The organism is Pseudomonas sp. B40(2017), assembly GCF_002112855.1.
Lineage (GTDB): Bacteria > Pseudomonadota > Gammaproteobacteria > Pseudomonadales > Pseudomonadaceae > Aquipseudomonas > Aquipseudomonas pharyngis.
Genome location: NZ_NEIT01000004.1, coordinates 192362 through 205966 on the forward strand (window position 1 = coordinate 192362; position 13605 = coordinate 205966).

General features: G+C 60.4%; 12 protein-coding genes and 1 tRNA gene. 6 read left to right on the plus strand and 7 right to left on the minus strand.

Annotated features, from left to right (window positions below; translation table 11 throughout):
* The first annotated feature begins 38 nt into the window (after positions 1–38).
* The 6 genes from pal (at position 39) to nadA (ending at position 4357) form a co-directional block, all read left to right on the plus strand.
* Positions 39–536, plus strand: coding sequence for a peptidoglycan-associated lipoprotein Pal (gene pal, locus CAF76_RS11595; protein ID WP_003178634.1), 498 nt, complete (start codon positions 39–41; stop codon positions 534–536).
* Positions 537–542: 6 nt separating this feature from the next.
* Complete coding sequence (gene ybgF / locus CAF76_RS11600) at positions 543–1382, plus strand: tol-pal system protein YbgF (protein ID WP_064598998.1); 840 nt, start codon at positions 543–545, stop codon at positions 1380–1382.
* 164 nt (positions 1383–1546) lie between these two features.
* Positions 1547–2194, plus strand: a complete 648-nt coding sequence (gene queE / locus CAF76_RS11605; protein WP_085647304.1) for a 7-carboxy-7-deazaguanine synthase QueE — start codon at positions 1547–1549, stop codon at positions 2192–2194.
* Position 2195: 1 nt separating this feature from the next.
* Entirely contained in the window at positions 2196–2888 is a 693-nt protein-coding gene (queC, locus tag CAF76_RS11610) for a 7-cyano-7-deazaguanine synthase QueC (protein WP_085647305.1), read from the plus strand.
* A 63-nt stretch (positions 2889–2951) separates the two neighbouring features.
* A tRNA-Lys gene (locus CAF76_RS11615) sits at positions 2952–3027 on the plus strand.
* A gap of 271 nt (positions 3028–3298) precedes the next feature.
* Complete coding sequence (gene nadA, locus CAF76_RS11620; RefSeq protein WP_039766022.1) at positions 3299–4357, plus strand: quinolinate synthase NadA; 1059 nt, start codon at positions 3299–3301, stop codon at positions 4355–4357.
* Between the two features lie 58 nt (positions 4358–4415).
* Here nadA and CAF76_RS11625 read toward each other — a convergent pair whose 3' ends face one another.
* The 7 genes from CAF76_RS11625 to CAF76_RS11655 form a co-directional block, all read right to left on the minus strand.
* Entirely contained in the window at positions 4416–4904 is a 489-nt protein-coding gene (locus tag CAF76_RS11625) for an RDD family protein (protein WP_085647306.1), read from the minus strand.
* A gap of 97 nt (positions 4905–5001) precedes the next feature.
* Positions 5002–5214, minus strand: a complete 213-nt coding sequence (locus CAF76_RS11630) for a cold-shock protein (protein ID WP_003237709.1) — start codon at positions 5212–5214, stop codon at positions 5002–5004.
* Positions 5215–5618: 404 nt separating this feature from the next.
* The gene (gene gcvT, locus CAF76_RS11635; RefSeq protein WP_085647307.1) at positions 5619–6743 is read right to left on the minus strand and encodes a glycine cleavage system aminomethyltransferase GcvT; all 1125 of its coding nucleotides are present in this window, start codon (positions 6741–6743) and stop codon (positions 5619–5621) included.
* A 93-nt stretch (positions 6744–6836) separates the two neighbouring features.
* Positions 6837–8213 (minus strand): L-serine ammonia-lyase, encoded by a 1377-nt coding sequence (locus tag CAF76_RS11640; RefSeq protein WP_085647308.1) that lies wholly within the window; start codon positions 8211–8213, stop codon positions 6837–6839.
* Between the two features lie 206 nt (positions 8214–8419).
* On the minus strand, positions 8420–11272 hold the full coding sequence (gene gcvP, locus CAF76_RS11645; protein ID WP_085647309.1) for an aminomethyl-transferring glycine dehydrogenase: 2853 nt from the start codon (positions 11270–11272) through the stop codon (positions 8420–8422).
* Between the two features lie 10 nt (positions 11273–11282).
* Positions 11283–11666 carry a glycine cleavage system protein GcvH gene (gene gcvH, locus CAF76_RS11650; protein ID WP_074688335.1) on the minus strand — a complete coding sequence of 128 codons (384 nt, stop codon included), beginning with the start codon at positions 11664–11666 and terminating at the stop codon, positions 11283–11285.
* Between the two features lie 429 nt (positions 11667–12095).
* Positions 12096–13604: a sigma-54-dependent transcriptional regulator gene (locus CAF76_RS11655; protein ID WP_085647310.1), complete on the minus strand. Its 1509-nt coding sequence runs from the start codon at positions 13602–13604 to the stop codon at positions 12096–12098.
* Position 13605 lies beyond the last annotated feature (1 nt).

Here is a 13605-nt window from a genome sequence, read left to right on the forward strand (position 1 = left end):
TTTTACTTAACACACTGGGGTTCATTAGGAGTTTCACGATGGAAATGCTGAAGTTTGGTAAATTTGCTGCGCTGGCTCTGGCCATGGCTGTAGCTGTAGGTTGCTCGTCCAAAGGCGGCGACAACGCCGGTGAAGGCGCTGTTGATCCAAACGCTGGTTACGGCGCAAACACTGGTGCAGTTGACGGTTCCCTGAGCGAAGAAGCTGCTCTGCGCGCAATCACCACCTTCTACTTCGAATACGACAGCTCGGACCTGAAGCCAGAAGCCATGCGCGCTCTGGACGTTCACGCCAAAGACCTGAAAGCAAACGGCGCTCGCGTTGTTCTGGAAGGCAACACCGACGAACGTGGTACTCGTGAGTACAACATGGCACTGGGCGAGCGTCGTGCGAAAGCCGTTCAGCGCTACCTGGTACTGCAAGGTGTTTCCCCAGCTCAGCTGGAACTGGTTTCCTACGGCGAAGAGCGTCCAGTTGCTACCGGCAACGACGAGCAGTCCTGGGCTCAAAACCGTCGCGTCGAACTGCGTAAGTAATTCGATATGCGAACGTGCCGTCGTGCTGTAACTGTTCTGGCTCTCAGCCTCGCGCCGCTTGCGGCGTGGGCTGCGGTTCCTGTGGTCGATGACAACTCCGGTTATAACAATAGCGGGAGCAGTTATCCGCCTGCAGGTTACGGTACGAACGGCGCCTATGCCGGGGGAGCGGCTTCGGCCCCTGCCTCGGCAAACGGCATGCTGTTCAACCAACTGCAACAAATGCAGGATCAACTGTCGCGCCAGCAAGGCGTGATCGAAGAACTGCAGAACCAGGTTTCGCGCATGAAACAGGAATCCCTGGAGCGATACCAGGATCTTGATCGGCGCATAGGATCCGGCGTTGCACCAGCCGCGACTCCCGAGAATTCTTCTGCCGGTGGCGATGCAAGTGCTGCTGCCGGTGCTGCTGCTGGAGCCGGCGCCGCTGCTGCCGCCCAGGCACCTGCCGCAGGTAGCGAACCGGCTGATCCGGCCAAGGAAAAGCTGTATTACGACGCAGCTTTCGACCTGATCAAAGCCAAGGATTTCGACAAGGCCAGCCAGGCGTTTGCCGCATTCCTGCGTAAATACCCGAACAGCCAATACGCGGGCAACGCCCAGTACTGGCTGGGTGAAGTGAACCTGGCCAAAGGCGATCTGCAAGGTGCAGGTCAGGCTTTTGCCAAGGTTTCGCAGCTGTATCCCAAGCACGCCAAAGTGCCGGATTCGCTGTACAAGCTGGCTGACGTAGAGCGCCGCCTCGGTCATACCGACAAGGTCAAAGGCATTCTGCAGCAGGTGGTGGCCCAGTATCCGGGTACGTCCGCCGCTCAGTTGGCCCAGCGCGATCTGCAACGCATGTAACAGCGTTGACCCGTTTGGAAGAAACCCGCGCTTGTCGCGGGTTTTTTCGTTAGAATTCACGCCCTTTTATGAAACACGCTTCTGGTGATCTACGCGTTGGCGGGGTTGCCAGAGGTGCCTGACGGAGGCGGACAGCCTGTTTAGCTGTTACGCCCGTGGCGACTATGCAAGACACATTGAGAATTACCGAAGTTTTCTACTCGTTGCAGGGGGAAACGCGGACTGCCGGGTTGCCCACTGTTTTTGTGCGCCTGACCGGTTGCCCATTGCGTTGCCAATACTGCGACAGCGCCTACGCGTTCAGCGGTGGCACGATCCGTACCCTCGACGACATCCTCGAGCAAGTGGCCGGCTTTCGCCCGCGCTACGTCTGCGTCACTGGCGGTGAGCCGTTGGCACAGCCCAATGCAATCCCTTTGCTCAAGCAATTGTGCGATGCCGGCTATGAAGTCTCGATTGAAACCAGTGGCGCCCTCGACATCTCGGCGGTCGATCCACGGGTCAGTCGGGTGGTCGACCTGAAGACGCCAGACTCCAAAGAAGCCCATCGTAACCGTTACGAGAACATCGAACTGCTGACGCCCAACGATCAGGTGAAGTTTGTCATCTGCTCGAGGGACGACTATGACTGGGCGGTATCGAAGCTGATCCAGTACGGTCTTGAGCGACGTACGGGTGAAGTGCTGTTTTCCCCAAGTCATCACGACCTGAATGCTCGGGATCTGGCGGACTGGATCGTGGCGGATAACCTGCCAGTGCGCCTGCAACTGCAGCTGCATAAATATCTATGGAATGATGAGCCGGGGCGCTGAGATGACTGAACAACTGAACACTAGCCAAAAACGTGCGGTAATCCTGCTGTCGGGTGGTCTGGACTCGGCCACGGTCGTGGCCATGGCCCGCTCTGAAGGCTACGCCTGCTACACCATGAGTTTCGATTACGGTCAGCGTTCCCACGCCGAACTGCATGCCGCCGCTCGCGTTGCCCGCGACCTGGGCGTGGTCGAGCACAAGGTAATCGGCCTTAACCTGAACGGCATGGGCGGTTCGGCCCTGACCGATACCAGCATCGATATCCCGGAAGAATTGGGTGAAGGCATCCCGGTGACTTACGTGCCGGCGCGCAACACGGTTTTCCTGTCGCTGGCTCTCGGCTGGGCTGAAGTGCTCGGCGCCCGTGACATCTTTATCGGCGTCAACGCGGTGGACTACTCCGGTTACCCGGATTGCCGTCCCGAGTTCATCGAGTCGTTCGAGCGCATGGCCAATCTGGCAACCAAGGCTGGCGTCGAAGGCAATGGTTTCCGCATCCAGGCACCGCTGCAGAACCTGAGCAAGGCGCAGATCGTCCAGGCGGGGGTGAAGCTTGGAGTAGATTACGGGCTGACCGTTTCCTGCTATCAGGCGGACGATGATGGCCGCGCTTGCGGCAAATGCGACAGCTGCCGACTGCGTGCAGAAGGCTTCGCGGCGGCCGGAATCAGCGACCCGACACCTTATTTTTGATTTTTTTCAAATTAGGTGTTGAATAGTCCTTAAAAATCAGTATTATACGCGCCACCACACAGCGGGTCGTTAGCTCAGTTGGTAGAGCAGTTGGCTTTTAACCAATTGGTCGTAGGTTCGAATCCCACACGACCCACCATATTTGGCGGTTTAGAAAATCCGGAAGGCCCACGAAAGTGAGGATTTCCGGGTTTTTTTTTGCCTGCGATTCGGGCATTCCTCCCTTCGTTTCTTCCCTCCGTGACACAGGTCAGAATCATCTTTTGTATCAACGGGATATTCTGTAGCCTTGCGCAGCTTCATTGCTGTCCGTGCCTGATAATACTCACTTTCCCGGCGGTACCCTCAAGCGGTCCGGAGCCGGGTGTATACTCGACTTTCGCGCGAATGCGCCTGCAGGTCTTGCGAACATGACGCAGATTTCCGAACGCCTTCTGGTACAAGCCCACCTCGACGCCAAGCAGCCCAAGCCGCTTACAGCCGAGGAAGAAGCTTATTACCGTTCCGCCATCGCCGCCGAGCTCAAGGCTCAGGACGCGGTGCTGGTTGCCCACTTTTATTGCGATCCGATCATCCAGGCACTCGCCGAAGAAACCGGCGGTTGTGTTTCCGACTCCCTGGAAATGGCTCGCTTCGGCAACGCCCATCCGGCCAAGACCGTGGTGGTTGCCGGCGTGAAATTCATGGGCGAGACCGCGAAGATTCTCAACCCTGAAAAGCGCGTGCTGATGCCGACCCTGGAAGCGACCTGCTCGCTGGATCTGGGTTGCCCGGTGGACGAGTTCTCGGCGTTCTGCGATCAGCATCCGGAGCGCACCGTGGTGGTGTATGCCAACACCTCGGCCGCCGTCAAAGCCCGGGCTGACTGGGTCGTGACCTCCAGTTGTGCACTGGAAATCGTCGAAAGCCTGATGGACAACGGCGAAACCATTATCTGGGGTCCAGACAAGCACCTGGGCACCTACATCCAGCGTCAGACCGGCGCCGACATGCTGCTCTGGGATGGTGCATGCATCGTCCACGAAGAGTTCAAGTCCAAGCAGCTGGAAGACATGAAAGCGCTGTACCCGGACGCCGCCATTCTGGTGCATCCGGAGTCGCCGACCTCGGTGATCGAGTTGGCGGACGCCGTCGGTTCTACCAGTCAGCTGATTGCCGCCGCTCAATCGCTGCCGAACAAGACCCTGATCGTGGCCACTGATCGCGGCATCTTTTACAAGATGCAGCAGCTGTGCCCGGACAAGGTCTTCATCGAGGCGCCAACCGCCGGTAACGGCGCGGCATGCCGCAGTTGCGCACATTGCCCGTGGATGGCCATGAACACCCTTGAACGCACGCTGAAGTGCCTGAAGGAGGGCTCGAACGAGATCTTCGTCGACCCGGCCCTGATCCCGCAGGCGATTCGTCCGCTGAAACGCATGCTCGATTTCACTCAGGCAGCACGGATGAAGCTGGCCGGCAACGCCTGACCTTGCGACGCAAACAAAAACGCCCCGATTGGATCGGGGCGTTTTTGCATCTGGAGGATTATTTGGCTTTCTTTGGAATTCGCACAAGCTGCGTGTCGGAGTAGATGTCATGCCAAGCGCGCTTCTGCTTATCGAGCAGCGACCAGAAGAACCCCAGGCCCAGGCACAGCCACGACGCAATCGACACCATGAACCGCAGCAACGCCTGCCACAGGCTGATCGCAGTGCCATCGGCGTTCTGCACGCGAATGCCCCACACTTGCATGCCCAGGGTCTGACCGGCGTGGGTCCAGAATTTAGCGAAAAACCCAAACAACACCAGTAGCAGTACGGTTGAGTACAGCGGATCGCCATCCAGCTGCCCGGCGTCGGTCATGACGCGCAGGCGCTCTTCGCCGATGATTGCCGCCTGGATCAGCTTGTAAACAAAACCGGTCACGATCAGCAGAGCGGTGCACAGCAAAAAGTCATAGAACATCGCTGCCAGACGACGACCCAGGCCGACGGCGGGGAAATCGCCCTTGGGATTGAGCAGGTGTTTCGACATGGCAGCCTCTGGACGGAAAGTGAAGCGCCATTTTACGGATTTGCGCCCACAAAAAAGCCCCTGATATCAATATCAGGGGCTTTTTCGTAACAGAAGATCAGCCTTCGGCTTGTACTTCGTCAGCCTGCATGCCTTTCTGGCCCTGCACAGCAACGAAGGTCACTTTCTGGCCTTCTTTCAGGCTTTTGAAGCCGTTGCCCTGAATGGCGCGGAAATGCACGAACAGATCCGGACCGCTTTCTGGAGTGATAAAACCAAAACCTTTCTCGTCGTTAAACCACTTGACGGTACCGCTCTGACGTGTGGACATTTCTTATTTCCTTTGACGCAAAAATTGATGACAGTCTCCTTCTCATGAAAGAGTACTGGGGCTGGTTGCAGGAGAGTAAGAAGACGTCGAACGGGATGTAGCTAACTTGTAGGCTACTGCCCAGGTCACGATTCCAAGCTGACCCATGCAAACACAGTGGACAAACTCTACGCCAACTACGGGAGAAAAAACAAGCCCCGCGAAGGCCCCGGTTTTCCTGCGCTTGCTGGCACTTAGTCGATTCACTAGTCCGGCTTATACGATTAGCTTGTTCAATTGTTTTCGAACGTTATAAGCCAAGTTCAAATTCGAATCGTATGTAAGTGGAGTGCACTGTTTTATGGCGATTGCGTTACACATTAGTGCACGCATAACGCAATCGCGTTACTTATAGAAACAGTCAATCAACCGCGATAGTAGCGTTGTGGAACAAATGGCATTTTGCTTACAAGCAATGGCACCTTTTTCCCACGAACAATTGCCCAAACGGCCGTATCGAGTGCGACGTAGGCGCTGTCCAGGTAACCCATGGCCAACGGGCCGCCCAGGGTCGGGCCGAACCCGCCGCTGCACACGCTACCGACGATTTCGCCAGCGTCGTTGACGATCTCTGCACCTTCACGGACCGGCGTACGCTCTTGCGGCAGCAGGCCGACGCGTTTGCGCTGAACGCCGTTTTGCTGTTGAGCGAAGACTTGCTCCGCACCCGGGAAACCACCGGCGCGGGCACCATCGGCACGCCGAGGTTTGGAGATTGCCCACAACAGGCTGGCTTCGATCGGTGTGGTCTCGGTGTTCATGTCGTGGCCGTACAGGCACAGGCCGGCTTCCAGGCGCAGCGAGTCACGGGCGCCAAGGCCGATGGCGGCGACTTCCGGTTCGGCCAGCAGGGCGCGGGCGAGTTTTTCCGCATCGGCTGCCGGAACCGAGATTTCGAAACCGTCTTCACCGGTGTAGCCCGAACGGCTGACAAAGCAGTCAACGCCCAGCAGCTTCACGCGGGTGAATTGCATGAAAGTCATTTTCGCCACTTCCGGCGCCAGGCGTGCCAGCACGGTCACGGCAGCCGGGCCTTGCAGGGCGAGCAGGGCGCGTTCTTCGAACAGCTGTTCAATCTTGCATTGATCGCCGATGTGTTTTTGCAGATGGGCCAGGTCCTGGTCCTTGCATGCGGCGTTGACCACCAGGAACAGCTCGTCATTGCCGAGGTTGGCGACCATCAGGTCATCGAGGATGCCGCCGGTTTCGTTGGTGAACATTGCGTAGCGCTGCATGCCCACCGGCAGGTCGATGATGTCTACCGGCACCAGGGTTTCCAGGGCTTTGGCGGCATTGGCGCCGGTCAGGCGGATCTGGCCCATGTGCGAGACATCGAACAGCCCGGCCTGCTCACGGGTGTGCTGGTGTTCCTTCATCACGCCCAGCGGGTATTGCACCGGCATGTCGTAGCCGGCGAACGGCACCATGCGGGCGCCGAGTTCGAGGTGCAGAGCGTGCAGCGGGGTTTTCGACAGTTGTTCGGTGGACATGCGTGACTCCTTGATTCACACCAACCCTCTCCCGGAGGGAGAGGGGGCCAGTTTTGTGTTCTCTCCCAAAGGGAGAGCGAGTTTATGGCGCGATCAGCACTCGATAATGTTGACCGCCAGACCGCCACGGGCGGTCTCCTTGTATTTGCTTTTCATGTCGGCGCCGGTCTGGCGCATGGTGCGGATGACCTTGTCGAGGGAGACGAAGTGCTGCCCGTCTCCGCGCATGGCCATGCGCACGGCGTTGATCGCCTTGACCGAGCCCATGGCGTTGCGCTCGATGCACGGCACTTGCACCAGCCCGCCGATCGGATCGCAGGTCAGGCCGAGGTTGTGTTCCATGCCGATTTCAGCGGCGTTTTCCACTTGCTGAACGCTGCCGCCGAGGACTTCGCACAACGCACCAGCTGCCATCGAACAGGCCACGCCGACCTCGCCCTGACAGCCGACTTCGGCGCCGGAAATCGAGGCGTTTTCCTTGTACAGGATGCCGATGGCCGCCGCAGTCAGCAGAAAACGCACCACGCCGTCATCGTTCGCGCCGGGAATAAAGCGCATGTAGTAATGCAGCACCGCAGGAATGATCCCCGCTGCGCCATTGGTCGGTGCCGTGACCACGCGCCCGCCGTTGGCGTTTTCTTCGTTGACGGCCAGCGCGTAGAGGTTGACCCAGTCCAGCACCGACAGCGGATCGCGCAGCGACGATTCCGGGTTCTTGCACAGTTGCCGGTGCAACGCTGCCGCCCGCCGCTTGACCTTCAAACCGCCCGGCAGGATGCCTTCGTTGCGACAGCCGGCGGCTACGCAGTCCTGCATCACTTGCCAGATTTTCAGCAGGCCGGCGCGGGTTTCCGCTTCCGGGCGCCAGGCGCTTTCGTTGGTCAGCATCACTTGGCTGATTGACAGACCGTAGGTGGTGCAGTGGCCAAGCAAGTCCTTGGCGCTCTTGAACGGGAAGGTCAGCGGGGTGGCGTCTTCGACGATACGGTCGGCGCCAGCCGCATCTTCGTCGACCACGAAACCACCGCCGACCGAGTAGTACTCGCGGCTGCGGATCTGCAATCCCGCCGCATCGAAGGCACGGAAGATCATGCCGTTGGGGTGATAGGCCAACGGCTTGCGGATCATTGCCAGGTGTTCTTTCTCGTTGAACGCAATGCTGTGTTCGCCAAGCAGGTTCAAACGCCCGTTGCCACGAATCTCCGAGAGACGGGTGGCGACGGTTTCAGTATCCACGGTGTCCGGGTGTTCACCTTCCAGGCCCAGCAGCACGGCCTTGTCGCTGCCGTGGCCCTTGCCGGTGGCGCCGAGGGATCCATACAACTCGACCCTGACGCTGGTGGTGGCGGACAACAGGTTTTCCCGACGCAGGCCTTCGACGAAGCGCGCAGCTGCGCGCATCGGGCCGACGGTGTGGGAGCTGGAGGGGCCGATGCCAATCTTGAACAGGTCGAACACGCTTAACGACATGAGTTGTTCTCCGGTTTCTTGTTATAGGAATTGGCGGAATATCAGGCTTGATGCATTTCCTTGTGGGAGCGGGCTTGCTCGCGAATGCGGTGAATCAGTCGCCATCAATGTTGCCTGGCACACCGCATTCGCGAGCAAGCCCGCTCCCACAGGGGGATCTGTGGTGATGCTGAAATCGGGGCAGGTAAACCTGCCCCCTCATTCGTTTAAGCGTAGCTTTCGATCGACGGGCAGGCGCAGACCAGGTTGCGGTCGCCGAACACGTTGTCGACGCGACCGACCGGCGGCCAGTACTTGCCTTCGATCAACGACGCCACCGGGTACACCGCTTGTTCGCGGCTGTACGGGTGAGTCCACTCGCCCACCAGTTCCGCTGCGGTGTGCGGAGCGTTCTTCAGCGGGTTGTCGTCCTTGTCCAGGGTGCCGTTTTCCACTGCGCGGATTTCTTCGCGGATGCGGATCATGGCGTCGCAAAAGCGGTCCAGCTCTTCCTTGGATTCGCTTTCGGTCGGCTCGATCATCAGCGTGCCGGCCACCGGGAACGACATGGTCGGGGCGTGGAAGCCGAAGTCGATCAGACGCTTGGCGACGTCATCGACGCTGATGCCGCTGCTGTCTTTCAGCGGGCGCAGATCCAGGATGCACTCGTGCGCCACCAGACCGTTGCTGCCGGTGTACAGCACTGGGTAGTGCTCTTCCAGGCGACGGGAAATGTAGTTGGCATTGAGGATCGCCAGCTGCGAAGCGCGCTTGAGGCCTGCGCCACCCATCATGCGAATGTACATCCAGGTGATCGGCAGAATGCTCGCGCTGCCGAACGGTGCTGCGCAGACCGCGCCTTCCTTGCGTTCCATGTGGCCGTGGCCCGGCAGGAACGGAGTCAGGTGCGACTTGACGCCAATCGGGCCGACGCCCGGGCCGCCACCGCCGTGCGGAATGCAGAAGGTCTTGTGCAGGTTCAGGTGCGAGACGTCGCCGCCGAACTTGCCCGGTGCGCAGAGGCCGACCATCGCGTTCATGTTGGCGCCGTCGATGTACACCTGGCCGCCGTTGTCATGAATGATGCCGCAGATTTCGCGGATGCCTTCTTCGAACACGCCGTGGGTCGACGGGTAAGTGATCATCAGCGCCGCGAGGTGTTCGCGGTGCTCGATGGCCTTGGCGCGCAGGTCTTCGATGTCCACGTTGCCACGGGCGTCGCACGCAGTCACGACCACACGCATGCCGGCCATGTTGGCGGTCGCCGGGTTGGTGCCGTGGGCGGACGACGGGATCAGGCAGATGTCGCGACGGTCTTCGCCACGGCTCTGGTGATAGGCGCGAATCGCCAGCAGACCGGCGTACTCACCTTGGGAACCGGCGTTCGGTTGCAGCGAGATCGAGTCGTAACCGGTGGCGGCGCAGAGCATCGCTTCCAGCTCGTCGGTCAGTTGCTGGTAACCGGCGCTTTGCTCGGCCGGGGCGAACGGGTGCAGGGCGCCGAATTCGGCCCAGGTCACCGGGATCATTTCGCTGGCGGCGTTGAGTTTCATGGTGCACGAGCCCAGCGGGATCATGGTGCGATCCAGCGCCAGGTCCTTGTCCGCCAGTTTGCGCAGGTAGCGCATCAGCTCGGTTTCCGAGTGATAGCGGTTGAACACCGGGTGGCTGAGGATCGGCGACTGACGCACCAATGCGGCTGGAATGGTGCTTTGCGCGGCAGCGGCGAGAGCAGCGAAATCCGGCAGGGTCTTGCCGTCGGCGAACAGGCCCCACAGGGTTTCAATGTCGGCCTGGGTGGTGGTTTCGTCGACCGACAGGCCCAGACGCTGGGCATCGATCACACGCAGGTTGATCTGTTGAGCGCGAGCCTTGTCATGCCGCGCGGCGGTTTGTGCGCCGGTGGCGAGGGTCAGGGTGTCGAAGAAGCTGGTTTGCTCGACGGTCACGCCCAGTGCGCTCAGGCCCTTGGCCAGGATCGCGGTCAGGTGATGCACGCGGTTGGCGATCTGGGTCAGGCCTTTCGGGCCGTGATACACGGCGTACATGCTGGCGATGTTGGCCAGCAGCACTTGCGCGGTGCAGATGTTCGACGTGGCTTTCTCGCGGCGGATGTGTTGCTCGCGGGTCTGCATCGCCAGACGCAGGGCCGGCTTACCGAAGCGGTCAACCGAGACACCGACCAGGCGGCCCGGCATGTCGCGCTTGAACGCATCTTTGGTGGAGAAGTAAGCCGCGTGCGGGCCACCGAAGCCCAGCGGCACGCCGAAGCGTTGCGCGCTACCGATGGCCACGTCGGCACCGAATTCGCCCGGCGGGGTCAGCAGTGTCAGGGCCAGCAGGTCAGCGGCTACCGCGACCAGTGCGTTGGCGGCGTGGAAGCGTTCGGTCAGTTCGCGGTAGTCGAACACATCACCGTTGCAGGCCGGGTATTGCAGCAGCGCGCCGAAGAACGGCGTCACGTCGGTCAGCTCACGCTCATCGCCCACGACTACGTCGATGCCCAGAGGCTCGGCACGGGTGCGCAGCACGTCGAGGGTTTGCGGATGGCTGTGGATCGAGGCGAAGAACTGGTGGCTGCCCTTGTTCTTGCTCAGGCGTTTGCAGAAGGTCATGGCTTCGGCAGCGGCGGTGGCTTCGTCGAGCAGGGAGGCGTTGGCGATCGGCAGGCCAGTGAGGTCGCTGATCAGGGTCTGGAAGTTCAGCAGCGCTTCGAGACGGCCCTGGGAAATCTCCGGCTGGTACGGGGTGTAGGCGGTGTACCAGGCCGGGTTTTCCAGCAGGTTGCGCAGGATCGGCGATGGCGTGTGGCAGTTGTAGTAACCCTGGCCGATGTAGGTCTTGAACAGTTGGTTCTTGCCGGCGATGCCTTTGATCATTGCCAGAGCATCGGCTTCGCTCAGGCCGTCGTCGAGGCCGAGCACGCTGGTGCCCTTGATGCTTTCCGGGATGACGCTGGCGCTCAGGGCTTCGAGCGAGTCGAAGCCGAGGCTATTGAGCATGGCTTGCTCGTCACCGGCGCGCGGGCCGATGTGACGGGCGATGAATTCGTTGGCGGTGCCGAGATTTACTTGGGTCATGTCAGGTTCCTCAGGCTTCGGCTTGGGCTTTGATCAGGCGGTCGTAGGCGTCCTGATCCAGCAGCTTGGCGACGGCCGAGGCGTCGGCTGGTTTGAAGCGGAAGAACCAGCCTTCGCCCAGCGGATCTTCGTTGACCAGCTCAGGGCTGTCTTCCAGGGCCGGATTGGTGGCCAGGACTTCACCGTCCAGCGGCATGTAAACGCCGCTGGCGGCTTTTACCGATTCCACGGTGGCGGCTTCGGCGCCTTTGTCGTACGCCTGCAATTCAGGCAGTTGCACGAACACCACGTCGCCCAGGGCGTTCTGCGCGAAAGCGGTGATGCCAACGGTGACAGAACCATCGGCTTCGGCGCGCAGCCATTCGTGATCTTCAGTGAAACGCAACTCGCTCATGGAATCTCCTAGGGGCCAGACTCGTCTGGTGGACGCGGTGGAATACTCGGGCGGCAATGCCCTGATTTTATGAACGGTTACTTAGCAAGAACGCGGCCAACGTGAAAATATCGTTATAAATCAATGGCTTGATGGTTTTTCGGGCGAGCACAAATACGTTAGCTGTAGCGAAATCGCTACAGCGTGGGGCGAAGAAAAAAGCTGAACCGGATCAAAGCCTTGCACAGCGGTGATCGGAGGAGAGTGTAGCGATATCGTTCCGCTGTAGCGCTTTCAGTACAGATGGAGGTCGTTTTTGAACGGATTTTGAATCCGCCACATACCCTGTGGGAGCGAGCCTGCTCGCGAATGCGGTGTGTCAGTCGCCATCATTGCTTGCTGAACCACCATCGCGAGCAGGCTCGCTCCCACAGGGAATTTGCGGTGAGATCAGGGCTTGTTGGGGATGCCGTACTTGCGCAGCCGATGGGCAATTGCGGTGTGCGAGGTTTGCAGGCGGCTGGCCAGTTGGCGAGTCGAGGGGTAGCTGACGTAAAGCTTTTCCAGCAAGGATTTCTCGAACGCTTCCACGGCTTCTTCGAGGCTGTCGACGTCGGTGTCGGTCTGGCGTGCCACGGAGGTGCCGGCGATGTCGAGGTCGCCGATGTCCACCAGGCTGCTTTCGCAGATCGCGGCGGCGCGGAAGATCACGTTCTGCAATTGCCGCACGTTGCCCGGCCAGCGGTTGCCGAGCAGCGCCGGGTAAGTGCCCGGAGCGAGGCGGCAGACCGGGCGCTGGATCTGCGCGCAGGCCTGCTGCATGAAATAGCGCGCCAGCAACAGAATGTCCTGACCGCGTTCGCGCAGTGGCGGCACTTCGACGTTGAGCACGTTGAGGCGGTAGAACAGGTCTTCGCGGAACAGGCCTTCGCTGACCATTTTCTCCAGGTCGCGGTGGGTCGCGCTGAGAATCCGCACGTTGACCTTTACCTCACGATCGCCGCCGACCCGACGGAAGCTGCCGTCGTTGAGAAAGCGCAGCAGCTTGGCCTGCAAGTACGGCGACATCTCGCCGATTTCGTCGAGGAACACTGTGCCTTGGTTGGCCAGTTCCATCAGCCCCGGTTTGCCGCCGCGTTGCGCGCCGGTGAAGGCGCCGGGGGCGTAGCCGAACAGTTCGCTTTCGGCGAGGTTCTCCGGCAAGGCCGCGCAGTTCAGTGCGAGGAAGGGCGCGTTGTGCCGGGCGCTGATGGCGTGACAGGCGCGGGCCACCAGTTCCTTGCCGGTGCCGGTTTCACCCTGGATCAACAGCGGCGCATCGAGGGCCGCTACCCGTTGGGCACGGGCCTTGAGGGTGCGGATTGGCGGCGATTCACCGAGCAGCGCATCGAAACCTTCGGCATGGTCGTGATGCAGCGCCGAGAGTTGTTCGCCGATGCGGTTGGGTTGATACAGCGTGAGCAGGGCGCCGGCGTCGGTGATCGGCGTGGCGTCGAGCAACAGGGTCTGGCCATTGACGGTGATTTCCCGCAGCGGCAGGCGGAAGCCTTGTTCGAGCAGGGTTTCGAGCAGACCCGGATCGTTGAACAGTTCCGAAACGCTTTCGCCCGCCGGCTCGCGACCGTACAGGGCGATCAGCGCCGGGTTGGCCAGCAGCACCTTGCCGGCGCCGTCCAGCGCCAGTACCGGGTCGGTCATCGCCGCGAGCAACGCATCGAGCTGCAAGTGCCGACGCTGGCCGGGGAGGATGTCGACCACGGTCACTGCTTCTACACCACGCACGCGAAACAGCGCATCTTTGAGTTCTTCGAGCACTTGCGGGCTCAGGGTCGGGGCGTCGATGTAGACGTTGGGCGGAATCATCTCCACCGCATCCAGATTGAGATTGCGCCCGCCGAGGATAGCCAGGACTTCCTGGGTGATGCCGACGCGGTCGATGAAGCTGACGTGGATACGCATG